Here is a 26368-nt window from a genome sequence, read left to right as displayed (position 1 = left end):
GGAGCCCCGGTGGCCGACACCAGAAACCTAGGAGCCCTCAACCCATAACACCACGACGGAATATGAAGCATGTGATAATCCAGCGTTATGGATGTGGACCTGCGCGACCTGGAACTCCTCGAGGCCACGGCCGAGGCCGGCTCCCTGACCGCCGCCGCCGAGCGGCTCTACGTCAGCCAGCCGGCGCTGAGCCAGCGGCTGACCCGACTGGAGGCCCGTCTCGGGATGCCGCTCTTCGACCGCAAGGGCCGCCGGCTGATCCCCAACGCCGCCGGCCGCCGGCTCCTGGTCGCCGCCCGCCACGTCCTCGGGGAACTCGAATCGGCCTCGCGCGATCTGCGGGAGCTCCGCGACGGCCGGGACCGGCGCGTGCGCTTCGCCGCCCAGTGCAGCACCACCTTCCCTTGGCTGCCGCCGGTCCTGCGCGCCTTCCGGGCGCGCGAGCCGGACATCGAGGTCCGCATCGAGACCGTCGCCGACGACGCGCCGATCCCCGCCCTGCTCGCCGACCTGGTCGACGTGGCCCTGGTGACCAAGCCGGACCTGCAGATGGACCGGGTGTCCCTGACCAGGCTGTTCGACGACGAGATGGTGGCGGTGGTGCCCGCCGCGCACCCGTGGGCCTCCCGCGCACACGTGACCGCCCGCGATTTCGACGGCAAGGACCTGGTCCTCTACGACTTCTACGACCAGAAGCGCATCCCGTCGATGCCACTGCCGATCCCCGCCGGCGCGCGGCCGGCCCGCATCACCACGATGCCGGTGGTGACCGACCTGGTGATCGAGATGGTGGCGGGCGGCCAGGGCCTGACCGTCCTGCCCAACTGGGTGGCTTCCCCCTACGCGGCCTCGCACGATCTGGCCTTGGTCCGCATGGGCGCGAAGCCGCTGACCCGCACGTGGTTCGTCGCCACCCGAACCGGCGCCCGCCCGCCCCACCTGGAGGCGTTCGTCGAGGAACTCGTCGGCCGCCTCGCAGCTCCACGCGTGGATCGAGTGGTCTGAGGGGGCGGCCCGGGCGCCGGTTCGGCATGGGAATGGTTCTCCTCTCGGCTCGGGAATGACGGTGTACGGGGAGCGTGTGAACAAGCTCCGAACCAGTGGGAGCGCTCCCACTGTGCAGACGGGACTCAACGCCGTCAAGGTCCGTGAAGAGTCGAAGCCGTTCCCGGGCGAATTTCGTCAACCCCTCTGTTGCTTGGCGTGAGTTGCCGCTACGGTCTGGCCCCAACCAGTGGGAGCGAATCCGTCAGTCGGCGCGCCGTCACCAGCGCGCCCTCGCTGCAAGGACTCGCTCATGCGACACCCCCCACGCACGTCCGCGCTGCTCACAACGGCAGCGCTCGCGATGGCGAGCTGTGCGCTCGCCGTCGTGGGTACGGCCACAGGAGCCGCGGCCTCACCCTCGTGCACGGTGACGTACTCGGTCGTCGGCCAATGGGCCGGCGGCTTCCAGGGTGCGGTCACTGTCACCAACAACGGCTCCGCGCTGAACGGTTGGAGCCTCGGCTTCGGCTTTCCGGCCGGCCAGACCATCAGTCAGGGCTGGGGCGCCAAGTGGTCCCAGACCGCATCGGCCGTCACCGCCGTGAACGAGAGCTGGAACGCCGCGCTCGGCGCCGGCGCGAGCGTGACCACCGGCTTCATCGCCTCGTGGTCGGGCGCCAATACGGCGCCCAGCGCGTTCACGCTCAACGGAGCCACCTGCACCACCGGCTCCGGGCCCGGCCCCACTCCGACGCCCACACCCACACCCACACCCACCACTCCCACGCCCACCCCCACGGGCCCGACCCCCACACCCACCGACCCCGTCTCCGGGGCGCCCGAACTGAGCGTCACCGGCAACCGCCTCACCGACCAGAACGGTGCCACTCGCCGCCTCCTCGGCGTCAACCGCTCAGGGGCCGAGTTCATGTGCGTCCAGGGCCACGGCATCTTCGACGGGCCCGTCGACGACGCCTCGGTGCGCGCCATCGCCGACTGGGAGGCCAATACCGTCCGCATTCCCCTCAACGAGGAGTGCTGGCTCGGCCTCGACAACATCAAGCCCGAGTACCGGGGCGCGCATTACGTCGCCGCCGTCAAGGGACTGGTCGACCGGGTCCTCGCGCACGGCATGACCCCGGTCGTCGAGCTGCACTGGACGTACGGCCAGTACACCGGCAACTCCTCGGGGTGCGCCGACGTGCACGCCTCCTGTCAGAAGCCGATGCCGGACGCCCAGTACACCCCGGCGTTCTGGACCTCGGTGGCGAACACCTTCAAGAACGACCGGCGGGTCGTCTTCGACCTGTTCAACGAGCCCTATCCGGACCGGGCCACCCCCACCACCGCCCAGGCGTGGACCTGCTGGCGCGACGGCGGTACGTGTCCGGGCATCGGCTACGAGGTCGCCGGCATGCAGGACCTGGTGGACGCCGTCCGCGCGACCGGCGCCCGCAATCTCCTGCTCGTCCCCGGCATCGCCTATTCCAACGACCTGAGCCAGTGGCTCACCCACTCCCCCACCGACCCGACGGGCAATCTGGCCGCGGCCTGGCACGTCTACAACTTCAACACCTGTTCCAGCGAATCCTGTTGGGACTCCACCCTCGCCCCGGTCGCCGCCAAGGTCCCCCTCGTGGCGGGCGAGATCGGCGAGAACACCTGCGCGCACGCCTTCATCGACCGCGTCATGAAGTGGTTCGACGACCGCTCCCTCTCGTACCTCGGCTGGACCTGGAACACCTGGAACTGCAGCTCCGGTCCGGCGCTGATCACCTCGTACGACGGCACCCCCACCGCATTCGGCACCGGACTGCGCGACCACCTGCGCACCCTGAACTGAAAGGCATTCCACGAAAATGAGCCGCACAGCACTCGGCACGACTCCCCGCACCACGTCCCGCACGACCAGGCGCACCGCCCTGTTGGCGGCCCTCAGCCTCGTCACCGCCGCGGGCGCCACCGCCACCGTGTTCGGCACCTCGGCCGGCGCCGCCACCGCGGGCTGCAAGGTCGAGTACCAGATCACCAACCAGTGGAACACCGGCTTCGGCGCGAACGTGACCGTCACCAACACCGGTGACCCCGTGGCCTCCTGGACCCTGGAGTGGTCCTACGCGAACGGTCAGCAAGTCACCCAGGGCTGGAACGCCGCGATCAGCCAGTCCGGGGCGGCCGTGACCGCCAAGAGCCTCTCGTACAACGGGAACCTGGCCACGGGTGGCTCGACCTCCTTCGGCTTCAACGGTTCGCACACCGGCACGAACGCCGTGCCCGCGACCTTCAAGCTCAACGGCGTCACCTGCAACGGCGCGACGGACCCGACCCAGCCGCCGACCACTCCCCCGACCACGCCGCCCACGACCCCGCCGACCACCCCGCCGCCGTCCGGCGCCAAGGCGGACAACCCGTACGCCGGCGCCAAGGTGTACGTGAACCCCGAATGGTCCGCCAAGGCCGCCGCCGAGCCGGGCGGCACCAAGGTGTCGAACCAGCCCACCGGTGTCTGGCTGGACCGCACCGCCGCCATCGCGGGTTCGAGCAGCTCGATGGGGCTGCGCGCCCACCTGGACGCGGCGCTGGCGCAGAAGGGCAGCGGTGAACTCGTCGTCCAGCTGGTGATCTACAACCTCCCCGGCCGGGACTGCGCCGCCCTCGCTTCCAACGGCGAGCTGGGCCCGACCGAGATCGACAAGTACAAGACGCAGTACATCGACCCGATCGCCGCCATCCTCTCCGACGCCAAGTACGCGGGGCTGCGGATCGTCACCACGGTCGAGATCGACTCGCTCCCGAACCTGGTCACCAACGTCACCGGGCGGCCGACGGCCACCGCCAACTGCGACGTGATGAAGGCCAACGGCAACTACATCAAGGGTGTCGGCTACGCGCTCAACAAGCTGGGCTCGATCGCCAACGTCTACAACTACGTGGACGCGGGCCACCACGGCTGGCTCGGCTGGGACGACAACTTCGGCTCCTCCGCCGAGATGTTCAAGCAGGCGGCCACCGCCGAGGGCTCCACGCTCGCCAAGGTGCACGGCTTCATCGTGAACACGGCCAACTACAGCGCCCTGAAGGAGGACCACTTCAAGATCGAGGACTCCGTCAACGGCACCTCCGTACGCCAGTCGAAGTGGGTCGACTGGAACCGGTACACGGACGAGCTCTCGTACGCCCAGGCCATGCGGACCAAGCTGGTGTCGCTGGGCTTCGACACGAACCTCGGCATGCTGATCGACACCTCCCGCAACGGCTGGGGCGGCACCGCTCGGCCGACCGGACCCGGCGCGCTGACGAGCGTGGACACCTACGTCAACGGCGGCCGCTACGACCGGCGCATCCACCTCGGCAACTGGTGCAACCAGTCGGGCGCCGGCCTCGGCGAGCGTCCGCAGGCCGCCCCGGCCGCGGGCATCGACGCCTACGTGTGGATCAAGCCGCCGGGCGAGTCGGACGGCGCGAGCAAGGAGATCCCGAACAACGAGGGCAAGGGCTTCGACCGGATGTGCGACCCGACGTACACGGGCAACGCGCGCAACGGCAACAGCATGTCGGGGTCCCTCCCCGACGCGCCGCTGTCGGGCCAGTGGTTCTCGGCGCAGTTCCAGGAGCTCATGAAGAACGCCCACCCGGCGCTGTGACGCAGCGCCGGTGAGCTGACCGCCCCACCCCGCTCAAAGGCCGGAGCCGTACGGAAACCTCTGGATTCCGTACGGCTCCGGCCGCGGCGTGCTCACGCGAGCCCGGGCCGCGGCAGCCCTACAGGCCGTCGACGCCGGGACGACCGTCGAGATGACGGACCTGAGCGGATCCCAGCGTCCCGTGCAGTGGCCCGCGCAGTGGAAGGTGTGCACCCAGTCTCCGCATCCGGGCGAGGCCATGACCGGCAAGGTCAGCCTCGGTGTGGTCAAGACGACCGAGGACTGCCCCGCGCCGTAAGGGGTGTTCCCGCTGGAGGCCGGAAGAAGTGGAGCTCGGAAGGCAGGACGAGCTCAGGAGGAATCCCGCACGATCAGTTCCGTCGGAAGGACCCTGCGCGGCTCCTCGCCCTGGTCCTGCGCCGGCGCGGATCCGGTTCCGGACGCCTCCGCGATCTTCTGGAGCAGGAGCCGGGTCATCGTGCGGCCCATCTCCTCGATCGGCTGGCGCACGCTCGTCAGGGGCGGATCCATCAGGCGGGCCACCGCGGAGTCGTCGACCCCGACCAGGGCCACGTCCTCGGGGATCCGCCGCCCGGCCTCGCGAAGTACCCCGCGCGCGCCGGCCGCCATCACGTCGGAGGCCGCGAAGACCGCGTCCAGGCCGGGGGCGCGCTCCAGGAGCTCGCGCATCGCCAGCCGGCCGCCCTCCTCGGTGAAGTCCGCGGTCGCCACCAGCGACTCGTCGGGCCCGAACCCGGCTTCCGCGAGCCCCGCGCGGTAGCCGCCCAGACGTGCGCGGGCCACGTACATGTCGAGCGGCCCGCTGATGGTCGCGATCCTGCTCCGGCCCCGCCCCACCAGGTGGGCGACGGCCGCCCGCCCCGCGCCGATGTTGTCGGAGTCCACGTAGGCGACGGGTTCGGCCTCGGAGCGCCGCCCGTTCATGACGACCGGCAGGCCCAGCTTGGCGATCCGGTCCGGCAGCGGGTCGTCGCCGTGTACGGACGCCAGCAGTACGCCGTCGACCCGCTGGGCGGCGAGGTAGTCCTCGAACCGCCGGCGCTCGGCCTCGGTCCGGACCAGGGTAAGCAGCAGCTGCTTGTCGGATTCGGCCAGTTCGGCGCTGACCCCGCGGATCAGGTCGAGGAAGTACGGCTCCGAGAACAGCCTGGCCTCGGTCTCCGGGATGACGAGGGCGACCGCGTCGGTCCGGCTTCCGGCCAGGGCCCTGGCCGCCTGGTTGGGGACGTACCCCAGCTCGGCGACGGCGCGGGCGACGGCGTCCTTGGCCTGCTCGCTCACCCGTGGCGAGCCGTTGATCACCCGGGAGACCGTGCCCCGGCCGACTCCGGCCAGGGCCGCGACCTCTTCCAGGGTGGGTCTGCCGTTCTGCCGTCCGGTCACGATTGTCGAACTCCCCTCGTGCGCTCTCGCGCTCCGGGCCGGTGCCTGCCGGTCCGGGCACGGCTGATCAGGTAAGAAGCGGGTACCGCCCCCATCTCACGCGGCACACGTTACGCCGGTCCGGCGCACGAGAAGCCGAGTGGGAGCGCTCCCACACTACTCAGGATCCCGCCCCGATGCTACGACCCCGTCGAGAACCCGACGGGGCCACACCGGAATGCGGGGCGCGGCGCGCACCGAAGGCCTTGGCGGCACGAATTCGCGTTCATCTCTTGACACCCGCACCCACCAAGCAGCAACCTTCCGGCAACGACGTGGGAGCGCTCCCACCTTGGGATGCGAGAACGACCTTCACATCAGGTCCTGGCAGGGCCCTCGCCGAGCCGCGAACAGCCCGCCGGACCCCATGGCGCACAACGAGCACCACCTTGGACGAGGAGAGTGGAATGCGCACTTCCAGCAGCAGACACGGACGCGGACGCCGCACCGCCATCAACGCGGTCGCCGCGGTCGCCGTGATGGCGACCGGTACGGCCCTGCTCACCGGCTGCGGCAGCGACGGCGACAACGGCAAGGGCGACGCGGCGGGCGGCGAGCAGATCACACTGCGGATCGGAACCTTCGGCTCCTTCGGCTACGACAACACCACCGGCGCCAAGCTCTACGCCGAGTACGAGAAGGCCCACCCCAACATCAAGATCGAAGAGTCGAACGTCGCCGACGGCCAGAAGTACTGGGACACGCTCAAGCTGCGGCTCTCCCGCGACAGCGGTCTCGCGGACATCCAGGCGCTGGAGGTGGGCTACATCGCGGAGGCGACCGGTCCCGCCATGGCGGACAAGTGGACCGACCTCGCCAAGACGGGCGGCGGCGACGTCGGCGCGTTCCTCGACTGGAAGGTCAAGCAGGCCACCACGGCCGACGGCAAGGTCATCGGCCTCGGCACGGACATCGGCCCGATGGCCATCTGCTACAACAAGGACCTCTTCGCCCAGGCCAAGCTCCCGACGGATCGCACGGAGGTTGCCAAGCTCTGGGCGGGCGACTGGGCGAAGTTCATCGCGACCGGTGAGACGTACAAGAAGAGCGCCCCGGCCGGGACCGCCTTCCACGACTCCGCCAGCGGCCTGTTCAACGCGGTGATCTCCAGCCAGCCCGTGCAGTACGCCAACGCCAAGGGCGAGCTGGACTACGAGAACAGTCCGGGCGTGAAGAAGGCGTGGGACACCGCCGTGGCGGCCGCGAAGGGCGAACTGACGGCCAAGCTGCGCCAGTTCGACGAGAAGGGCACCTGGAACGCCGCCTTCAAGAACGCGAAGTTCGCCACCGTCGCCTGCCCCAGCTGGATGACGGGCATCATCAAGGACCAGGCGGGCCCGGAGAACCAGGGGAAGTGGGACATCGCCGCGCCGCCCGTGGCCGGCAACTGGGGCGGCTCGTTCCTCGCCGTGCCGAAGTCGGGCAAGCACGCCAAGGAGGCGGCCGAGCTCGCCGCCTGGCTCACCGCACCGGCGCAGCACGCCAAGGTCTTCGGCGTGAACGGGAACATCCCCTCCACCAAGGACACGCTCACCTCGGCGGCCGTCCAGGACGCCAAGCTGCCGTACTTCGGTGACACCCCGGTCGGCAAGATCTACTCGGAGGCCGCGGCCGGCATCACGCCCGCCCCGATCAGCCGCTGGGACGGTCAGGTGAAGACCTTCCTCACGGACAACGGCATCCTCGACATCGAGCAGCGCGGGACCGACCCGGCGAAGGCCTGGGAGAACGTCAAGAAGCTGGTCGACGACAAGATCGACCAGTAGCGGAGGCCGCGCGCGGCCCGTCACGCCCCCTGCGGGCGGCGGGCCGCTCCCGTCCGCACCTCACCTCCCGTCCCCACCCCATCCGTACGCATCTCCCGTACGGACCTCCCGTACGCATCTCCCGTACGCACCGACCCGGAAGGACGCCCCCGTGGCCACCTCCGTACGGGCGACGAGTGGCGGCTCCCCGCCGCCCGCCGGCCTGCGCAGCACGCTCTACCGCCTGGACCTGAAGGCGGTTCCCTACGTCTTCGTCGCCCCCTTCTTCCTCACCTTCGCGGCCTTCGGGCTGTTCCCCCTGATCTACACCGGGTGGCTCTCGCTCCACCGCGTCGAACTGGGCGGCAGCGCCCAGTGGAAGGGGCTGGAGAACTACAGTTCCCTGGCCACCAGCGAGTTCTTCTGGAACGCGCTCGCCAACACCTTCACCATCGGCGTGATCTCCACCGTTCCCCAGCTGCTGATGGCCCTCGGTCTCGCGCACCTGCTGAACTACAAGCTGCGCGGTCGCGGCTTCTTCCGCGTCGCGGTACTCGCCCCGTACGCCACGTCGATCGCGGCGGCCACGCTCGTCTTCGCCCAGCTCTTCAACACCGACTACGGCCTGATCAACACCGTCCTGGGCTGGGTCGGCTTCGACCCGGTTGCCTGGGACTCCTCCAAGTGGCCCGCGCAGATAGCGATTTCGACGATCGTGACCTGGCGCTGGACGGGCTACAACGCCCTCATCTACCTGGCGGCGATGCAGGCCGTGCCGCAGGACCTCTACGAGGCCGCCGCGCTGGACGGGGCCTCGCGCTGGCGCCAGTTCCTGTCCGTGACCATCCCCTCCATCCGGCCGACGATCCTCTTCACGGTCATCGTCTCCACCATCGGCGCCACCCAGCTCTTCGGCGAGCCGATGCTCTTCGGCGGCAGCGTCGGCATCAGCGGGGGCAGCGGGAACCAGTTCCAGACGCTGAGCCTGCTCATGTACGAGAAGGGGTGGGTGACCGGCGCGCTGGGCCAGGCCTCAGCCATCGCCTGGGTCATGCTGCTGCTCCTCCTGCTCATCGGCGGCATCCAGACGCTGATCACCCGTTCGAACCACAAGCGCAAGAAGTCGGGGAGCTGAGCTCATGGCCCGCATGCTCGACACGCCCACGCCCACGCCCGCATCCACTCCCACACGCCGGCCCGTATCCACGGCCGCGCCCACCACGGCGGCGCCGCGCCGCAGGCTGCTGCGCCAGTCGGCGGGCCGGCAGCACCACGCGGGACCTCTGACGTACGTCCTCCTCGGCCTGGCCGCCCTGATCTCGCTCTTCCCGCTGTACTGGAACCTCGTGGCCGCCTCCCACACGGGCGAGCGCGTGGTCGAGGCGCCGGCCCCGCTCCTGCCGGGCCCCCGGCTCTTCGACAACCTCGCCTTCGCCTGGAACCAGGTCGACATGGGCGAGGCCCTGGTCAACACGACCATCGTGGCCGGGCTCGTGGCCCTGTCCACCGTCCTGTTCTCCACCCTGGCCGGCTTCGCCTTCGCCAAGCTGCCCTTCAAGGGCCGGGGCGCCCTGCTGGCGCTGGTGGTGGCGACCATGACGATCCCGCCGCAGCTCAGTGTGATCCCGCTCTACCAGATCGTCACCGATCTCGGCTGGGTCGATCAGCTCCAGTCCGTCGTCCTGCCCTCGCTGGTCGCCGCCTTCGGCGTGTTCTTCATGCGCCAGTACCTCATCGAGGCGCTGCCGGTGGAGCTGGTGGAGGCGGCCAGGATGGACGGCGCGCACAGCCTGCGCATCATCTGGCACGTGGTGTTCCCGGTGGCCCGGCCCGCGATGGCGGTCCTCGGGATGCTCGTCTTCGTCCAGGCCTGGAACGACTTCTTCTGGCCGTTCATCGCGCTGACCCCGGACGGGAATCCGACCCTCCAGGTCGCCCTGGCCGGCCTCGGCGCGGGCAACCACACCGTCGACCAGGCCGTCGTCCTGACCGGCGCCCTCATATCCACGCTGCCGCTGCTGCTGGTCTTCGCCGTGCTCGGCAAGCACATCGTGGGCGGCATCACCGCCGGCGCCGTCAAGAGCTGACCGGCTCCCGCCCGGCGCCCGTCCGCACACGTCTCCTCATCCGGCACCAGGCCATCAGGCGCCAGTTCTCCTGGCACCACTTCATCCACACTTGCGTTGGGAGCGCTCTCCTATGACCGCGTCCGAGACCCGGCCGCTCACCGCCGTCCGCTCTTTCCCGTCCGGCTTCCTCTGGGGCACGGCCACCGCCGCGTACCAGATCGAGGGCGCCGCCCGTGAGGACGGCCGGACCCCGTCCATCTGGGACACCTTCTCCCACACCCCCGGCAAGGTCTTCGAAGGCCACACCGGCGACGTGGCCGTCGACCACTACCACCGCTTCCCCGAAGACGTCCGGCTGATGTCCGAACTGGGGCTGGGGGCCTACCGGTTCTCCGTCTCCTGGTCCCGGGTCCAGCCGACCGGCCGGGGCCCCGCGGTCCAGAAGGGCCTCGACTTCTACCGCAGGCTGGTGGACGAGCTGCTCGCCGCCGGCGTCACACCCGCCCTCACCCTCTACCACTGGGACCTCCCCCAGGACCTGGAGGACGCGGGCGGCTGGCCCGAGCGCGCGACCGCCGAGCGCTTCGCCGAGTACGCGGGCCTCGTCGCGGACGCCCTCGGAGACCGGGTCAAGCGCTGGATCACCCTCAACGAGCCCTGGTGCAGCGCGTTCCTCGGCTACGCCTCCGGCGTGCACGCCCCGGGCCGGACCAGTCCGGTCGCCGCCCTGCGCGCGGCCCACCACCTCAACCTCGGCCACGGCCTCGCCGTGCAGGCCCTACGGGCCGCGCTGCCCGGGGACTCGCAGCTCGCGGTCTCCCTCAACCTCCACGAGGTCCGCCCCCTGACCCCCTCGGCGGAGGACCGCGACGCGGCCCGCCGCATCGACGCCGTCGGCAACCGGATCTGGCTCGGCCCCATGCTCGAAGGCGCCTACCCCCAGGACCTGCTCGCGGACACCGCCCACCTGACCGACTGGTCCTTCGTCCGCGACGGCGACGCCGCCGCCATCCACCAGCCCCTGGACCTGCTCGCCATCAACTACTACACCCCGACGGTCGTCTCGCACGTCGCGGAAGACGCCCAGAAGCCGCAGGACGACGGCCACGGCAACAGCGAGCACTCGCCGTGGCCCGGCGCGGCGGACGTGGGGTTCCACCGGGCCCCGGGTGAACGTACGGCCATGGGCTGGCCCGTGGACGCGAGCGCCCTGTACGACCTGCTGACCCGGACCGCCGCCCGGTATCCCGGGCTGCCGCTCGTGGTCAGCGAGAACGGAGCGGCGTACGAGGACGAGGTCGGTCCGGACGGCACGGTCCACGACCCGCAGCGGGCCGCCTACATTCACGCCCACCTCGACGCCGTGCACCGGGCGATCACCGACGGGGTGGACGTGCGCGGCTACTTCCTCTGGTCGCTGCTCGACAACTTCGAGTGGTCGTACGGATACGCCAAACGGTTCGGCGCCATTCACGTCGACTACGACACCCTGAAGCGCACACCCAAGTCGAGCGCGCGCTGGTACGCCCGCGTGGCGCGGACGGGCGAGCTGCACGCCCCTTCCTAGTGATCTGGTTCGGAGATGCGTGAGCAGTAGCGGCAGATCCGGTCGAGGATCTGGTCAGCGGTCTTGGTCCACTTGAAGGGCCGGGCTTCGTCGTTCCAGACCTTGGTCCAGTTCTCGAGTGCGGTCTTGAGGTCGTCGAGGGAGCAGAAGACGCCGCGTTCCAGGCAGCGCCGTTCCAGCTCGGCGAACCACCGCTCGACCTGGTTGATCCACGACGAGTAGGTGGGGGTGAAGTGGAGCTGGAAGCGGGGATGCGCGAGCAGCCACTTGTGCACCACCGGCGCCTTGTGGGCGGAGAGGTTGTCGCAGATCACGTGGACCGCCAGGCCCTTGTCGGTCTGGCGGTCGATCTCGTCGAGGAAGTCCCGGAAATCGACTGCCCGGTGCTGCGCGGACAGTTTTGTGATCACCTTGCCGGTCGCGGTGTTCAGGGCGGCAAACAGATCGACGGTGCCGTGGCGGACGTAGTCGAAGGTGCGTCGCTCGGGGACTCCGGGGAGCATCGGCAGCACCGGTGCGGTCCGTTCCAGGGCCTGGATCTGCGGTTTCTCGTCCACCGCGAACACCACCGCGTTGGCCGGCGGGGCGAGGTAGAGGCCGACGACGTCACGGATCTTGTCGATCAGGAACGGATCGGGGGAAATCTTGAAGGTCTCGGTCCGCCACGGCTGCAGGCCGAAGGCGTGCCAGATCCTCAGCACACTCGCCGGAGAGATCCCCACGACCTTGGCCAGCTCCCGCTTGGACCAGTGCGTTCCACCGGCGGGTGTCTCTTCGAGGGTGCGGACCACCACTTCTTCGACCTGGGCGTCGGTGATGGTCCGCGGCACCCCGGGCCTGGGCTCGTCCGCGAGTCCGTCCAGCCGGTCCCGGAGGAACCGGGTCCGCCACTTGGTGACGGTGCCCCGGTTCACGCCCAGTCGGGCGGCCACCGCCAGGTTCGTTCCGCCGTCCGCACATGCCAGCACGATCCGTGCTCGCAGGGCCAGACCCTGCGCGGTCGTGCGGCGCTTGACCCAGTTGTTCAACACTTGCCGCTCGGTCTCACTCAGGACCAGCGGCTCCAGCCTGCTGTCACCCACAAACCACAGCAGACCGAAGCCAACCAGCACCCGTCAGCCGAATCCACGAAGTGGTACGGAAGACGACTCACGTGGTGCCGAACGAACTCACAACCAGATCACTAGGCCGGGGCCCGCAGGGAGCGGTGCATCAGGAGCGCGTAGAGGGAGGCCGCCACGGCGATGCCGACGGGCAGGGAGAGGTCCACGCCGTCCAGGGCCCGGGCGACGGGACCCGTGTACAGAGTGTCCACGCACAGGGCGGCCGCCGCGATGCCGGCCGTCAGGGCCAGCGCTCCGGCCCAGTTGACGCCCCGGGTGTACCAGAAGGGGCTGCCGGGGGTCTCGTCGGCGAGCGCGGGGCCGTCGTAGCGGCAGCGGCGCAGCAGGATGTCGGTCGCGTAGACGGCCGTGCTGGGGCCCAGCACGACGACGGTCAGCTGGAGGAGGTTGCCGACCGTGTCGAGGAAGTTGGAGACCAGGAGCGCGTACAGGGTCACCACGACGCCGAGTGCTCCGTCGACGAGGACGCCGACGGAGCGGCGGACGCGGACGCCCATGGCCTGGAGGGCGAGGCCGGAGCTGTAGGCGGTCATGGCGTTGTTGGCGATCGTGCCGAGCACGATCGCCAACAGGAAGACCGGCGAGAACCAGGAGGGCAGGATGCTCTCCAGCCCGGCCTGCGGTTCGGCCATGTCCACGACGGTGGCGGCGAGGGCGCCCAGCGAGGTGAGGAGGACTCCGGGCAGGAATCCGCCGAGCGCGGTCCAGCCCGCGACCGCCTTCGGGGAGGTCGTGCGCGGCAGGTAGCGGGAGAAGTCGGCGCTGTTGGTGTACGAGAGCGGGCCCGAGGCAATGAGTGTGAGCCCCGCCGCGAGAGTGGCCCACAGGGCGGTGCCGGTCAGTGGTTCGGCGGGCTGTCGGCCGAGGTCGGCGCCGGCGCACACGTACCCGGCGACGACGGCGAACGTGACCGTGAGGGCGATCGCGATCGGGGGGTAGAGCCTCACCATGGTGGCGTGTCCGTAGACGCCGATGGCCAGGGTGAGGGCGGCGATGACCACCACGACGGCGGTCTTGACCCCGCTGTTCGTGTCGATGCCCGCCTTCTCCACGAGGACGAAGGCGGCGACCGAGGCGGCGGCCAGGTTGAGGGCGATGTAGCAGATGCAGAGCAGCCAGCCGTTGACGGCGATGTTCACCCGGTTGCCGCGGATGCCGTACATGGCCCGCGCGATCACCTCGCTCGGCGTGCCGGAGGCCGGTCCGGAGACGGCGAGCAGGCCGATCGGCGCCCAGAACAGGCTGCCCAGCACGATCACCGCGACGGCCTGACCCAGGCTCAGGCCCATGAGGATCAGGGCGCCGCCGACCACCATGCTCAGGTAGTTCACGTTCGCGGCCGCCCAGACGGGGAACAGCTCGCGGGCCCGGCCGTGACGCTCCCCGTCGGGAACGGGGTCGATGCCGTGGGCCTCGACCCGGCCGGGCCGGTCCGTGTCCGTGTCCGTGTCCGTGTCCGAGTGCGTGCCCCTGTCCGTGGATCCCATGGAGGGATCTTCACGCACCCGGGGCGCAGTCGCGTACGACGACATCAGCGCAGTGGGGCGTCGCGTTCTGTCGGGCCCCCTCGGCCGGATCCCGGCAGATCCCTGCGGATCCCCTACGGAGGCCGCACGCAAGGCAGTTGCCGCCGACCGGTACGGTTTCGGCATGGGCGATCACGCAAAGAATTCGACATCCGGCGACACGATCCTGTCAGAACTGATCAAGAAGACCGCGCGCCTGCACCTGCCGGAGCTGGGTGGTGGAGGCCTCTCCCTCGACTCCGTCGCACGCGACTGCGATCGCGCCGTCACCGAGGTGCGGGCCCTCTTCCCGCACCGGGACGACCTGCTGACCGCGCTGGTGATCGATGCCTACGACGCGTCCGGCGCCGCGATGGAGCGGGCCGACGAGGCCGCCACCGCGGTCCGCGCGTCGGCGGGTGCGCGGCTGCTCGCCGTCACGCGTGCACTGCGCCAGTGGTCCTTCGACCACCCCGCCGAGTTCACGCTGATCTACGGATCGCCCGTACCCGGCTACCACGCCCCGCAGGACACCGTCCTGCCCGCCTCCCGCACGCCCGGCGTCCTCGCCGGCATCGTGGGCGCGGCTCTGGCCGGCGGCGAACTCACCCCGCCCCGGCGCGCGGTGCCCGGGCCGCCGTTGCTGCTGCCGGCCGCCGTGGAGGCCTTCGGCGGGCTGCCCCCGGCTCCGTTCTCGGACGTCATCGAGCGCGGGATCGTCCTGTGGAGCAGCCTGATCGGACTCCTGGTGTTCCAGGTCTTCAGCCGTACCCACGACAGCGTCCGGGACGAGGCCGCGTTCTTCGACTACGCCATCGCCGTGGCGGCCGAGACCATCGGACTCGTGGTGCCCCTGGACGGAGCCGGCGGGGACGCCCGCTGAGGACCGGGGGACGGGGACGGGTCGGGGGACCGGGGGACCAGAGGGCCTTGACAGGGCGCGCTCACGGGCGGGTTACCGTGGCCCTTCATTCGAGGGGGAACAACGATGTCGCACCACACCGGCTGGAATCACCACCCGGGTCAGCCCGTGCCGCCGCAGTGGGGAGGCGGCTGGGGCCCACCACCGGCCCCGCAGCCGGGGGTCATACCCCTGCGCGTGCTCGGTACGGGCGATGTGCTCAACGGGGCCTTCGGTGTCTTCCGGCGGTACTGGAAGCCCCTGATCGGCATCATGACCCTGGTCCAGGGCATCGGCATCCTGCTCGTGGCCGCCACCCTCGCGATCTCCTTCGCGACCCTGTACGACCGGTTCTCCGCCGTCTTCGACCTCCCGCCGGGAGAGAGCCCCGAGGACTCGGACGTGGCGGCCCTCTTCCTGTCCTTCGTACCCGCAGGCGTGGTCATGCTCGTCGTGACGACGGTGGGCGCCGCGATGTTCATGGCCCTGTGCCCCGCGTTGATCCAGGAGGCGGTGCTCGGCCGCCCCACGACCTTCGGCGCGATGTGGCGCCGCAGCCGGTCACGGCTGCCGTCGGTGCTCGGCGTGGTCCTGCTCACCGCGCTGATCGCGGGCGGGCCGGCGCTCCTGCTGTACGCGATCTGCACTCCGCTGATCATCATGTCCTCGGACCGGGGCGGCTCCGGCCCGTCGGCCGCCTTCGGCCTGCTCCTCCTCGGCTCGCTCCTGTGCGTGCCCTTCTCGATCTGGCTCGTGGTCCGGTTCAGCCTGGCGCCCGCCGCGGTGGTGTGCGAAGGACTGGGTCCCGTCGCGGCCATGCGGCGCTCCTCGCAGCTGGTCCGCGACGGTTGGTGGAGGGTGTTCGGCGTTTCGATACTCGGGCACCTCGTGGCGATGGCCGTCGGGTACGTCATTCAGATGCCGTTCGGCTTCGTCGGGATGTTCGCGGTCTTCCCGAGCCTGCCGGAGGCGGGCGATCCCTCGCCGGACCTCAGCACGATGGCCTTCGGCTTCCTCGTCTACGGGGCCATCGTGGTGCTCGGCGGCGTCATCAGCTCGCTGTTCCAGTTCAGCTTCCCGCACCTGGTCATCGCCCTGCTCTACGTCGACCAGCGGATGCGCAAGGAGAACCTCGCGGCGACGCTCACCGCCGCCGCTTTCCCCGCACCGGCTCCGGGGTCGCAGACGGGTCCTCAGGCAGGGACGGGGACGGGGACGACCGCGCCCCCAGGACAGAGCTGAGGGCGCCATAGGCGCGGGCGGGCTCGCGCCTACAATGCTCGAATGATCTTCATTGTGGTGAAATTCCCCGTCAAGTCCGAGTACGTCGACCAGTGGCCCGAGCTGGTCGCGGAGTTCACTCGGGCCACCCGCGCCGAGCCGGGCAACCTGTGGTTCGAGTGGTCCCGCAGCCTCGAAGAGCCGGACACCTACGTACTGGTCGAGGCGTTCCAGGACGATGCCGCGGAGGCACACGTGACCTCCGCGCACTTCCGTGCGGCCCTGGAGACCATGCGTCCCCTGGTCACCCGGACGCCGGAGATCGTCAGCACCACCATCGAGGGTGCGACCGGATGGAGCCGGATGGGCGAGCTCCAGGTCGACTGACCGGCGCCCCCTCCCGGGTCTGCCCATCACGCCCGCTCCCTCTCCCGGCCCGCCCCGGCCCGCCCCGGCCGCCCAGGCCCTCCTCTGCCATCCCGGCCCTCCCCGGTCTCGTGCCAGGGAGCGTGCAGCGGCCCGGGAGAGGTGCGTGTGCAACACGTTCAACAGCGGCACCCGTTCCGCACCGTTGCCCCCGGCCCGTAAAGGCGGTTGATGGTCCCGAGGGCGGCTGCTCCCCCGGCGTCAGCAGAACGCCTGGTCAGCCGCACTTAATTCAACCTTTGGGGCGATCCCCCGATGGCCCATCGGCCGTAACGTTTCTTCCTTCACGCCCCTGAGCTGCGGAGATGACGCCGAAGCGGGCGTTCAGCACATCCGTTCCCCTGCGCCTCCGCGCCCGCCGTGATCTTGACCCGCCCTACAGTCGTGCCGCTCCCCCGAGATCCTCCTGAGAGACGTGCGTGACTTCCCTCCTGCCTTGCCCAGAAGACCAGTTGACGCTCCCTGCCACCCGGCCCGCCCCGCCCGCGGCGGTGCTGGAAGGCATCGCCGGATACGTTCCGCCCCGGGTGGTCGCCAACGCCGGACTCCCCTCGGCATGGGGCATCGACGACGCCTGGGTGCACCGCCGCACCGGAATCCGCGAGCGGCGCCGGGCCGACCCCGGAGTGTCCACCGGCGAGCTCGCCCTCGAAGCCGGGCGCCGCGCCCTGGCCGTGGCGGGCGGCGCCCCGGTGGACACCGTGCTCGTGGCCACCTCCACCCCGGACCGGCCCATGCCGGCCATGGCCCCGCAGCTCGCCACCCGTCTGGGCCTGGGCGGCGCGGCCGCCTGGGACGTGAACGCCGCCTGCAGCGGCTTCCTGTACGGGCTCGCCACCGCCGCCGGAGCCCTGCTGTCCGGCTGCGCGGACCGGGTCCTGCTCGTGGCGGCCGACCTGTACTCGACCCTGCTGGACCCCGAGGACCACTCGGCCGGCATCGTCTTCGGCGACGGCGCGGGCGCCGTCGTCCTGCGCCGGGGCCGCTCCGGGGAACCGGGCAGCATCCTCGCCTTCGACCTCGGCAGCGACGGCTCCGGTGACGAGCTGATCGAGGTGCGCGGCGGCGGAGCACGGGAGCGGTCGGCCCCGGACGCCTACGGTCCCGGCGACCGGCACTTCCGGATGCGGGGGCGCGAGGTGTTCCAGCACGCGGTGACCCGGATGACCCAGTCCTCGCAGACCGTACTGAAACACGCGGGCTGGTCGCCCGAGGACGTGGACCGGTTCTGCGCCCACCAGGCCAACGCCCGCATCGTGAAGGCCGTCGGGGAGCGACTGCCCGTTCCCGGACCGCGTCGGGTGACCAACATCGAGCGGGTCGGCAACACCGGCGCCGCGTCCATCCCGCTGGCCCTGGCCGATGCCGCCTCGCGCGGCGAACTGCACGCAGGGGAACGCGTGTTGCTCACCACTTTCGGCGCCGGGCTCACCTGGGGATCGGCTGCCGTGCTCTGGCCACGACTCGAACGCGCGGTGCCCGGCATCGACCCGGCGCCCTGAGGCCCGCTCCTTCACTCCCGGGCGCTCCCGGGCCCCCTTCGGCGTGCGCGACACCCGCGCAGAAGCGGCCGCCGCTCCCTGATCACCGCCCCCCTTCGCCCTCGGCTCCGGCCCGGATCCGGCTCCTTGCCGCCCCTGCAGGCCGCCCCTCCATGCCTGCTCGCCCCTCATCACCCGTCCCGGAAGGACACCCCGCCATGCCCCCGCTCCAGACCATCCTCACCACCGTGCTCACCGAGAAGTTCGAAGTCTCCCCCGAGAGCGTCCTGCCCGACGCCACCCTGGAGAGCCTCGACCTCGACTCGCTCGCCCTCGCCGAACTGGCCCTCGCCCTCCAGGAAGAGCTCGGCGTGAAGGTCGAGGAGCACGAGGCCGCCAAGCGCACGACCATCGGCGAGCTCGTGGCCGTGCTCCACTCCAAGCGGACCGAGCAGGACGCCCTGTGACGGCTTCCCCGCACCCCCGCGCCGTGGCCGTCACCGGCCTGGGGCTGATCACTCCGGCCGGGATCGGCCGTGAGGACACCTGGGCCGGGGTGCTCCGGGGCCGCTCGACGGCGGACACCGATCCCGAGCTCAAGGACTGCCCGGTCGACTTCTCCTGCCGGATCCCCGCCATGACCCCCGAACAGGGCCGCATCGGCGGCGGCAAGGCCTGGCGGATGGGCCGTTTCACGCAGCTCGCGGTCCTGGCGGCCCGTGAGGCCGTGGCCGACGCGGGACTCGACCCCACCACCTGGGACGGGGCCCGCGTGGCCGTGGTGATCGGCTCGGGGCTGGCCGGGGCTCCCCATCTGGAGACCCAGACCCTGCGCCACCACCAGGGGGGACCCGACCTGGTCTCCCCCTCCCTCATCCCGATGCTCATCCCCAACATGGCCGCCGGCGAGGTGTCGGCCGACCTCGGCGCCCACGGCCCCTCCCTGGCCACCGAGACGGCCTGTGCCTCCGGGGCCACCGCCCTGGCCATCGCCCGTGACCTGCTGCTCTCCGGGGCCTGCGACATCGCGATCGCCGGCGGCTCCGAGGCTGCCGTGACCCCGGTGGTCACCACCGGGTTCGCCCGGATGGGCGCCCTGTCCGGGCGGGTGGACCAGCCGGCGCTGGCCTCCAGGCCGTTCGCGGCGGACCGGGACGGGTTCGTCATCGCCGAGGGGGCCGCAGTGCTCGTACTGGAGCGGCCGGCGGACGCGGCGGCTCGCGGGCGGCGCGGTTACGCGCACCTCGCCGGAGCCGGCCTCACCTCGGACGCACACCATCCGACGGCTCCCTCCCCCGGCGGGGAGTACGCCGAGGCGGCCCTGCGGGCGGCGCTCGCCGAGGCCGGACTGTCCCCGGCCGACGTCGACCACGTCAATGCCCACGGGACCTCCACCCCGCTCAACGACCGCACCGAGGCGGAACTCATCGCCCGCGTCCTGCCGCACGGCCCCACCGTGACCGCCCCCAAGGGGGTGCTCGGCCACAGTCTCGGCGCCTCCGGTGCCGTGGAGGCCGCGCTGACCGCGCTCACCATCCGGGACTCCCGGGTGGCGCCGATCGCCAACCTGGCCGCGTCCGGCTCCGGTTCGGGCTCTTCCTACGACATCGACTGCGTGACCGGCACCGCGCGGGAGCAGCGGGTCGGCGCCGCCGTCAGCCATTCCTTCGGCTTCGGCGGGCACAACGTGGTGCTGCTCCTCACCGCGCCCTGACCGCCGCCGTCCCCCACCAGCAGAAGGCTTCGTACCCTTGGCCGTTCACAGTGCCGTCGTCCACGCCACCGTCCACGTACCGCAGGAGCGCCAGAGCGTCGCCGCGGTCGAGGACCGCTTCCGGGCGGGCAGCCCCGGCATCCCGATGTCCCGGGGCGTGCTCCGGCACATGTACGGGCTGGAGCAGCGCACGGTGGCCCCGCCCGAGGAGCAGCCCTCCGACCTGGCGGTGCACGCCGCCCGCAGTCTGCTGGAGGAGAGCGGCACCCCCGCCCGGAAGGTGGACCTGCTGCTGTACGCGGGCATCCTCGCCGATATGGAGGAACCGGCCACCGCCCATGTGGTGGCCGCCAAACTCGGCCTGGACTGCCCAGTGTTCGACCTGAAGAACGCCTGCAACGGCGTGCTGAACGCACTGGAGGTGGCCGACGCCTTCGTCCGGACCGGACAGTACCGGCGGGTGCTGATCACCAGCGCCGAGGTCAGCACCCGGGAGAGCCGCTGGAACGTCACCGACCCGGACGAGTTGCTCGGCGCCCTGCCGAGCCTGAGCACCGGCGACATGGGCTCGGCGGTACTGGTCGCCGCGAGCACGCGGCCCGGGATCCTCGGGAGCCGGTTCTTCGCCAACTCCTGGGGCTGGCAGGCGGCGACACTGCCCAATCCGTACGCGAACCACCGCAGGATGGGCCGCCTGGAGATCGACTCGGCGCGACTCGTCGCCTCCTTCGACGGAATGCCGGCCAAGGTGCGCGGGGCGGTGCGCGAACTCGGCGTGGACGTCGAGGACTTCGACCTCGTCTGCGTGCACCAGCCGTCCGTGCCCTTCACCCGGGTGGCGTGCGGCTGGGTGGGAGTGGATCCTTCGCGGATCCTGTCCACCTTCCCCGCGCATGGCAACGTCGCCACCAACACCATCCCGCTGCAACTGGCCACCGCCCTGCGGTCGGACCGGCTCCACCCGGGCGATCTGGTGGGCATGTTCGGGTTCGCGAGCGGGGCCAGCGCCGGCGTCGTCGTCTGCAGGTGGTGAGCCCGATGACCACCGAACCACCCGAGCGCCCCGTACGCATCACTCCGCTGCCGCCCGAGCAGTGGACGCCCGCGCTGCGCGGGCTGCTGGCCGGATCCGCCAAGGACGGCCCCGGCCGGGTGAACCTCTTCGGCACCCTCGCCCACCATCCCGGACTCGCGCACGCCTGGCTCTCCCTCGCCCGGGTCCTGACCCACGAAGGGACTTTGACGAGCCGTCAGCGGGAGTTGGTCGTCCTGCGCACCGCGCACCGGCGCGGCGGGTCCTTCGTCTTCGACCGTCACAGCGCGGTCGCCGCCGACGCCGGACTGGACTCCCGGGAGGTGGCGGCGACCGCCTCACCCCTTGCCGAACACCCCTGGTCCGGGGCCGATCTGGCCCTGCTGGAAGCTTCCGACGCGCTCGCGGCCGGTGAGCCGCTGCCGCAGCCGCTGTGGGACCGGCTGGCGGGCGGACTCCGCCCCGACCAACTGATCGAACTGCTGATCCTCGCCGGGCAGTGCGCCACCATGTGCGCCACGCTCGGCGCCCTCCACACCCCGCCCGACGGCGGCCGAACCCCCTCCGGATGAGATCCGCCACCATGACCGTCACCGCTACGCCTACCGCCACCTCCGCCACCGCCTCCACCTTCGCCTCCGCCTCCGCCGACCCTGCCACCGGAGGTCCGGCCGCGGCCCCGCTCGCCCTGCCCGCCCCGTACGGCTCCTGCCCCTACGACCCGCCGCCCGGTTACACGCAGGCCGCGGCCGAGGCTCCGGTCAGCCGCGCCGAGCTGCCCGACGGCACCCCCTGCTGGCTCGTGACGGGCCACCAGGAGGTCCGGGCGGTCCTCGCCGATGCCCGCTTCAGCGCCGACGCGCGCGCCCCCGGCTTCCCCTTCCTGTCCCCCGGCCAGCGCCAACTGGCCACCGCTCAGCCGAGCTTCATCCGGATGGACGACCCGGAGCACTCCCGGCTGCGCAGGATGGTCGCCAAGGACTTCCTGACCCGCCGGGTCCAGGAACTGCGCCCGGCCATCACGGACGTGGTCGAGGCCGCCGTCGAGGCGATGACCGCCGACGGCCGCCGGACCGCCGACCTCGTCGCGGACTTCGCGCTGCCCGTCCCGTCCCTCGTCATCTGCCTGATGCTGGGGGTCCCGTACGAGGACCACGCGCTGTTCCAGTCGCTCAGCCGGACCTTGCTCGACAACACCACCGACCCCGGACGGGCCGCCGAGGCCCACCGCGAGCTGATGGGCTACCTGGCCGGGCTGGCCGAGCGGAAGCGGCAGGATCCCGGGGACGACATCCTCAGCCGGCTCGCCGTCCGGCCCGACCTGACCGCGCGGGAAACGGCCTCGCTCGGCTTCATGCTCCTGATCACCGGCCACGAGAGCACCACCAACATGGCGGCGCTCAGCGTCCTGGCCCTGTTGCGCCGCCCCGGGCAGGCCGCCCGGCTGCGGGCCGAACCGGCCCTGATCCCGGGGGCGGTGGAGGAACTGCTGCGCTACCTCACGATCATCCACCTCGGCCTCGGCCGCGCCGCCACCGAGGACGTCACGGTCGGCGGAGCGGCGGTCCGGGCCGGGGACGGGGTGATCTGCATGCTGTCCACCGCCAACCGGCAGCCGGAGCTCTTCGGCGCCCTCCAGGCCACGGACGTCCCGGACGCCCGGGACGGCGACCACTCGTGTCCCGCCGAGCTGGACGTGACCCGGGACGCTCGCCGGCACGTGGCCTTCGGCCACGGTCCGCACCAGTGCCTGGGCCACACCCTGGCACGCGTCGAGCTCCAGATCATGCTGGAGACCGTGCTGCGCGAGCTGCCCGGTCTGCGGCTGGCCGTACCCGAGGAGCAGCTCGTGTTCCAACGGGACACCATCGTCTACGGGTTGCGGGAGCTCCCCGTCGCCTGGTGATATCCGATCCGGCCAACCACCAGGCTGTTGTCCGGATTTATCGGAGCCCACGGAGAACCGGACGGGCCCTGGTCGCGTGGTAGCCGACACGATCGGCATGCACACGAACACGGGGGAACACGGGTGGGATTCGCAAGGGGAGCCAGGACGGCGGCATTCGCCGCGGCGGTGACCGGGGCACTGATCGCGGGGACCGTACCGGCCGGCGCTCAGCCGGCGCCGGACGGTACGGGGGTTTCGGCAAAGGGCAGGCCGAAGGCGGACGCGAAGCCGTCGGCGACGGTGACCCTGATCACCGGCGACCGGGTCGTCGTCAAGGGCGACGGCAGCGTCGAGCGGCTCGTTCGGGGCGCGGGCCGTGAGGGGACGGCCTTCTCGGTGCGGCGCGAGGGCGCGCACACGTACGTCGTTCCGCAGGACGCGCTGCGCCTGGTCGCCGACGGGGTACTGGACCGGCGGCTGTTCGACGTGGCGCTGCTGGTCAAGGACGGGTACGACGACGCGCGCCGCAGCACGCTGCCGCTGATCGCCGGCTACCGGCGGGACGCCTCCGGGGCCCAGACCTTCGGTGCCTCGGGAGACACGCTCGCCGCGGTCGCGCGCGAGCGCCGCCCGCTGCCCGCGGTGGCGGGCGAGGCGTTCAACGCGTCGAAGTCCGACGCCGCGGCCCTGTGGGCGGCGGTCACCGGCCGGACGAACGCCCGCGTGGCGGGCGCCGCCCCGGTGCCGCCCGTCGCCCACCTGTGGCTGGACGCCAAGGTGAGCGCGGCCCTGGACAAGAGCGTGCCGCAGATAGGCGCGCCCGCCATGTGGCAGGCGGGCTACACCGGCAAGGGCGTCAAGGTGGCCGTCCTGGACACGGGGGTCGACGAGACCCACCCCGACCTCAAGGGGGTGGAGACGACTCAGCGGAACTTCAGCAGCTCGCCCGATTCCGCGGACCGGTACGGGCACGGCACGCACGTGGCCTCCACGATCGCCGGGACGGGCGCGCGGTCCGGCGGCCGGTACAAGGGTGTGGCGCCCGGCGTGCAGCTCCTGGACGCCAAGGTCTTGGGCGACGACGGCTTCGGCGACTCCTCCGGCATCATCAGCGGCATGCAGTGGGCCGTGGACCAGGGTGCGACCGTGGTGAACATGAGTCTGGGCTCCCCCGACGAGCCCGGCGTCGACCCCATGGAGGAGGCGGTCGCCCAGCTTTCCGGCAAGGCCCTGTTCGTGGTCGCCGCGGGCAACGAGGGTCCCGGGTCCGGCACGCTGCGCACGCCCGGCAGCGCCCGCGCGGCGCTCACGGTCGGCGCGGTGGACAAGCAGGACCAGCTCGCGGAGTTCTCCAGCCGGGGCCCGAGCGCCGACGGAGCGCTCAAGCCGGACATCACCGCCCCGGGCGTGGAGATCACCGCCGCCCACACCACGCAGAGCCCGGATCCCGGGCCCGCCGACGGCTACGTCAGCATGTCGGGCACCTCCATGGCCACCCCGCACGTCGCGGGCGCCGCGGCTCTGGTCCGTCAGCAGCACCCGGACTGGAGCCCGGCCATGATCAAGGCCCTGCTGACGGGCTCGGCCCGGCCCAACCCGGCGCTCAACGCCTACCAGCAGGGCGCGGGCCGCACCGACCTGGCACGGGCCGTCAAGGCGGTCGTCGCCGCCGCGCCCGGCTCCCTCGCCTTCGGCACGCACTCCTGGCCGCACGCCGACGACAAGCCGGCGACCAGGTCCCTCATCTACCGCAACCACGGCACCCGGCCCGTCACGCTCAAGCTGAGCACGTCCGGCACCGACCAGTCCGGCCGCCCGGCCCCGGCCGGGATGTTCACCGTCAAGGACGCCCAGCTGACCGTCCCCGCCGGGGGCACCGCGACGACCACCGTCACCGCCGACACCCGCAAGGGCTCCGTGGACGGGGCCTTCGGCGGCACCGTGCTGGCCTCGGGGGGCGGGCAGGAAGTGCGCACCGGCCTCGTGGTCGAGCGTGAGGTGGAGTCCTACGACGTCACCCTGAAGCACCTGGACGTCAACGGCGCGAACCCGTCGACGTACTACACCACGGTCACCAAGCTCGGCACGGGCATGGAGGGCCGCTTCGAGGTCCCGTACGACCCGAGCGGCACCGTCGTCCAGCGGCTGCCCAAGGGCGACTACCTGCTGGAGGGCGTCGTCTGGGGCCCGGACTCCACCCTGGGCTTCTTCGTCCAGCCGGTCCTGAAGGTCACCGGAAGGGCCACGGTCACCTTCGACTCCCGCAAGGCCAAGCCGTTCGCCGTCACCCCGCCGGATCCGTCGGCGAAGCTGGTGAGCGGGTACGCGGGGTTCTACGACGAGGCCGCGGGCGTGTCCGACATGTGGGCCACCGACGGCACCACCCGGATCCTCACCCAGCACCTGGGCCCGGCCGCGACCACCCTGCGGGCGCAATACAACGGCCTGTGGAAGACGCCGGGGGCGGCGGGCAAGAACGTCGACTACCGGCTGGCCTTCAACCGCAAGGGCACCTGGTTCGACGGGCTCGACCGCAAGCTCACCCCGGCGGACGTCGCCGAGGTGAAGCTCGGCTTCGGCGCTTCGGTCACCGGCGTGAAGGGTCTGATCCACGCGACGCCGACCGGTGACGACGGCTACACCTCCGGCATCACGGACCCGTCCGAGATGAGCCTGCCGCTGGCGAGCACGCAGTACGTCAGCACCGCCGGGGTGCGCTGGAGCTGGGTCGCTTCGCAGGTCGACTCCCGGGGCGAGGCACGCATGATCTACTCGCAGAACCAGGTGTCCTACCAGCCCGGCAAGCGCTACGCGCTGAACTTCAACACCGGCGTGATCGGCCCCGACCTGAAGGCCGGGGAGGAGCAGGGAGCGTGGCGGACCGGGGACTACCTGGACGCCAACGTCGGGTTGTTCCACGACGGCGCCGGTCACGAGGGCTCGTCCATCTCCACCGGGGGCTTCACCCGGCTGGAGTCCGGCGGCAAGGTCCTCGCGGAGACCGATCCCCACGGCTGGATCAGCGCCGAGGTCCCGGCCGGATCCGCCGTGTACCGCCTGACCAAGGAGGCGACCCGGTCCGCCGAGGACACCGCCACCAGCACGAAGGTACGGGCGAGCTGGACGTTCACCTCGGCCCGCCCGGCCACGGACCAGTCGGTGAAGCTGCCGCTGTCCACGGTGCGGCTCGCGCCGAAGCTGAGCCTGCGCGGTACCGCGCCGGCGGGCGGTGCGCTGAAGGTTCCGCTGGTGCTGGCGGGCGCGGCCGCCGCGCAGGGGCAGGTCGCCGTACTGACGGTCCGGGTCTCCTACGACGGGGGTACGACCTGGAGCTTCCTCGCGGTGGCGACGGACGCGCAGGGCGCGCGGTCGGTGACCGTGCAGCACCCGGCCTCGGCCAAGGCCGCGTCGTTCCAGGTGTACCTCAGGGACAAGGCCGGCAACACGGTGCAGGAGACGATCACGAACGCCTACCTCCTCGCTCCCTGACCCGCCCGCACGCCGCTCCGGCCCGGCCCCGCACCTCGCGGGTGCCGGGCCGGAGCGGTGCCGGGCCGGTGCGCACCGGCGGAACGCCGCTCGCTGCGATCGCTGCGATCCGGCCGGCGGAGCACCGTACG

Annotated in this window: 21 protein-coding genes; 18 read left to right on the top strand and 3 right to left on the bottom strand. The window is 71.5% G+C overall.

Annotated elements, in window-relative coordinates; translation table 11 throughout:
* Positions 1 to 87 precede the first annotated feature (87 nt).
* From OHA37_RS37415 to OHA37_RS37400, 4 genes are all read left to right on the top strand, one after another.
* Entirely contained in the window at positions 88 to 1005 is a 918-nt protein-coding gene (locus tag OHA37_RS37415; RefSeq protein ID WP_266912281.1) for a LysR family transcriptional regulator, read from the top strand.
* A gap of 292 nt (positions 1006 to 1297) precedes the next feature.
* Positions 1298 to 2830 carry a cellulase family glycosylhydrolase gene (locus OHA37_RS37410; RefSeq protein ID WP_266912279.1) on the top strand — a complete coding sequence of 511 codons (1533 nt, stop codon included), beginning with the start codon at positions 1298 to 1300 and terminating at the stop codon, positions 2828 to 2830.
* 16 nt (positions 2831 to 2846) lie between these two features.
* Complete coding sequence (locus OHA37_RS37405) at positions 2847 to 4631, top strand: glycoside hydrolase family 6 protein (protein WP_266912277.1); 1785 nt, start codon at positions 2847 to 2849, stop codon at positions 4629 to 4631.
* An 88-nt stretch (positions 4632 to 4719) separates the two neighbouring features.
* A complete protein-coding gene (locus OHA37_RS37400) occupies positions 4720 to 4929 on the top strand; it encodes a hypothetical protein (protein ID WP_266912275.1) in 210 nt (69 codons plus the stop codon).
* A gap of 53 nt (positions 4930 to 4982) precedes the next feature.
* On the opposite strand, the gene OHA37_RS37395 is transcribed toward OHA37_RS37400, so the two are convergent.
* A complete protein-coding gene (locus tag OHA37_RS37395; protein ID WP_266912273.1) occupies positions 4983 to 6035 on the bottom strand; it encodes a LacI family DNA-binding transcriptional regulator in 1053 nt (350 codons plus the stop codon).
* Positions 6036 to 6481: 446 nt separating this feature from the next.
* On the opposite strand from OHA37_RS37395, the gene OHA37_RS37390 reads away from it, so the two are divergent.
* The 4 genes from OHA37_RS37390 to OHA37_RS37375 all read left to right on the top strand — a co-directional run bounded on the left by OHA37_RS37390 (position 6482) and on the right by OHA37_RS37375 (position 11455).
* On the top strand, positions 6482 to 7840 hold the full coding sequence (locus OHA37_RS37390) for an ABC transporter substrate-binding protein (protein WP_266912271.1): 1359 nt from the start codon (positions 6482 to 6484) through the stop codon (positions 7838 to 7840).
* Between the two features lie 151 nt (positions 7841 to 7991).
* Positions 7992 to 8954, top strand: a complete 963-nt coding sequence (locus OHA37_RS37385; protein ID WP_266912269.1) for a carbohydrate ABC transporter permease — start codon at positions 7992 to 7994, stop codon at positions 8952 to 8954.
* 4 nt (positions 8955 to 8958) lie between these two features.
* Positions 8959 to 9906: a carbohydrate ABC transporter permease gene (locus OHA37_RS37380; protein WP_443046272.1), complete on the top strand. Its 948-nt coding sequence runs from the start codon at positions 8959 to 8961 to the stop codon at positions 9904 to 9906.
* A gap of 112 nt (positions 9907 to 10018) precedes the next feature.
* A complete protein-coding gene (locus tag OHA37_RS37375) occupies positions 10019 to 11455 on the top strand; it encodes a GH1 family beta-glucosidase (protein ID WP_266912267.1) in 1437 nt (478 codons plus the stop codon).
* Here OHA37_RS37375 and OHA37_RS37370 read toward each other — a convergent pair.
* Complete coding sequence (locus OHA37_RS37370; protein WP_266912265.1) at positions 11452 to 12537, bottom strand: IS630 family transposase; 1086 nt, start codon at positions 12535 to 12537, stop codon at positions 11452 to 11454. The genes OHA37_RS37375 and OHA37_RS37370 overlap by 4 nt on opposite strands.
* 101 nt (positions 12538 to 12638) lie before the next feature.
* Positions 12639 to 14066, bottom strand: coding sequence for a purine-cytosine permease family protein (locus OHA37_RS37365; RefSeq protein ID WP_266912263.1), 1428 nt, complete (start codon positions 14064 to 14066; stop codon positions 12639 to 12641).
* A gap of 163 nt (positions 14067 to 14229) precedes the next feature.
* Between OHA37_RS37365 and OHA37_RS37360 the strand changes: the two genes are divergently transcribed.
* The 10 genes from OHA37_RS37360 (at position 14230) to OHA37_RS37315 (ending at position 26237) form a co-directional block, all read left to right on the top strand.
* A complete protein-coding gene (locus OHA37_RS37360) occupies positions 14230 to 14967 on the top strand; it encodes a TetR-like C-terminal domain-containing protein (protein WP_266912261.1) in 738 nt (245 codons plus the stop codon).
* A 105-nt stretch (positions 14968 to 15072) separates the two neighbouring features.
* The gene (locus OHA37_RS37355; RefSeq protein WP_266912259.1) at positions 15073 to 16227 is read left to right on the top strand and encodes a DUF7847 domain-containing protein; all 1155 of its coding nucleotides are present in this window, start codon (positions 15073 to 15075) and stop codon (positions 16225 to 16227) included.
* Between the two features lie 42 nt (positions 16228 to 16269).
* Positions 16270 to 16593 carry a putative quinol monooxygenase gene (locus OHA37_RS37350; protein ID WP_266912257.1) on the top strand — a complete coding sequence of 108 codons (324 nt, stop codon included), beginning with the start codon at positions 16270 to 16272 and terminating at the stop codon, positions 16591 to 16593.
* A gap of 491 nt (positions 16594 to 17084) precedes the next feature.
* Positions 17085 to 18134, top strand: coding sequence for a beta-ketoacyl-ACP synthase 3 (locus OHA37_RS37345; protein WP_266912255.1), 1050 nt, complete (start codon positions 17085 to 17087; stop codon positions 18132 to 18134).
* Between the two features lie 197 nt (positions 18135 to 18331).
* Positions 18332 to 18580 (top strand): phosphopantetheine-binding protein, encoded by a 249-nt coding sequence (locus tag OHA37_RS37340; RefSeq protein ID WP_266912253.1) that lies wholly within the window; start codon positions 18332 to 18334, stop codon positions 18578 to 18580.
* Positions 18577 to 19827 carry a beta-ketoacyl-[acyl-carrier-protein] synthase family protein gene (locus OHA37_RS37335; protein WP_266912251.1) on the top strand — a complete coding sequence of 417 codons (1251 nt, stop codon included), beginning with the start codon at positions 18577 to 18579 and terminating at the stop codon, positions 19825 to 19827. The genes OHA37_RS37340 and OHA37_RS37335 overlap by 4 nt, the downstream gene beginning before the upstream one ends.
* 37 nt (positions 19828 to 19864) lie before the next feature.
* Entirely contained in the window at positions 19865 to 20860 is a 996-nt protein-coding gene (locus OHA37_RS37330) for a 3-oxoacyl-ACP synthase III family protein (RefSeq protein WP_266912249.1), read from the top strand.
* Positions 20861 to 20865: 5 nt separating this feature from the next.
* A complete protein-coding gene (locus OHA37_RS37325; RefSeq protein WP_266912247.1) occupies positions 20866 to 21432 on the top strand; it encodes a carboxymuconolactone decarboxylase family protein in 567 nt (188 codons plus the stop codon).
* Positions 21433 to 21443: 11 nt separating this feature from the next.
* Complete coding sequence (locus tag OHA37_RS37320) at positions 21444 to 22766, top strand: cytochrome P450 (RefSeq protein WP_266912244.1); 1323 nt, start codon at positions 21444 to 21446, stop codon at positions 22764 to 22766.
* 123 nt (positions 22767 to 22889) lie between these two features.
* The gene (locus OHA37_RS37315) at positions 22890 to 26237 is read left to right on the top strand and encodes a S8 family peptidase (protein WP_266912242.1); all 3348 of its coding nucleotides are present in this window, start codon (positions 22890 to 22892) and stop codon (positions 26235 to 26237) included.
* The last annotated feature ends 131 nt before the right edge of the window (positions 26238 to 26368 follow it).

The sequence above is a fragment of the Streptomyces sp. NBC_00335 genome, assembly GCF_036127095.1.
Taxonomy (GTDB): domain Bacteria; phylum Actinomycetota; class Actinomycetes; order Streptomycetales; family Streptomycetaceae; genus Streptomyces.
The sequence above is the reverse complement of the archived record's forward strand: the minus strand, read 5'-3'. Positions and strand labels throughout refer to the sequence as shown.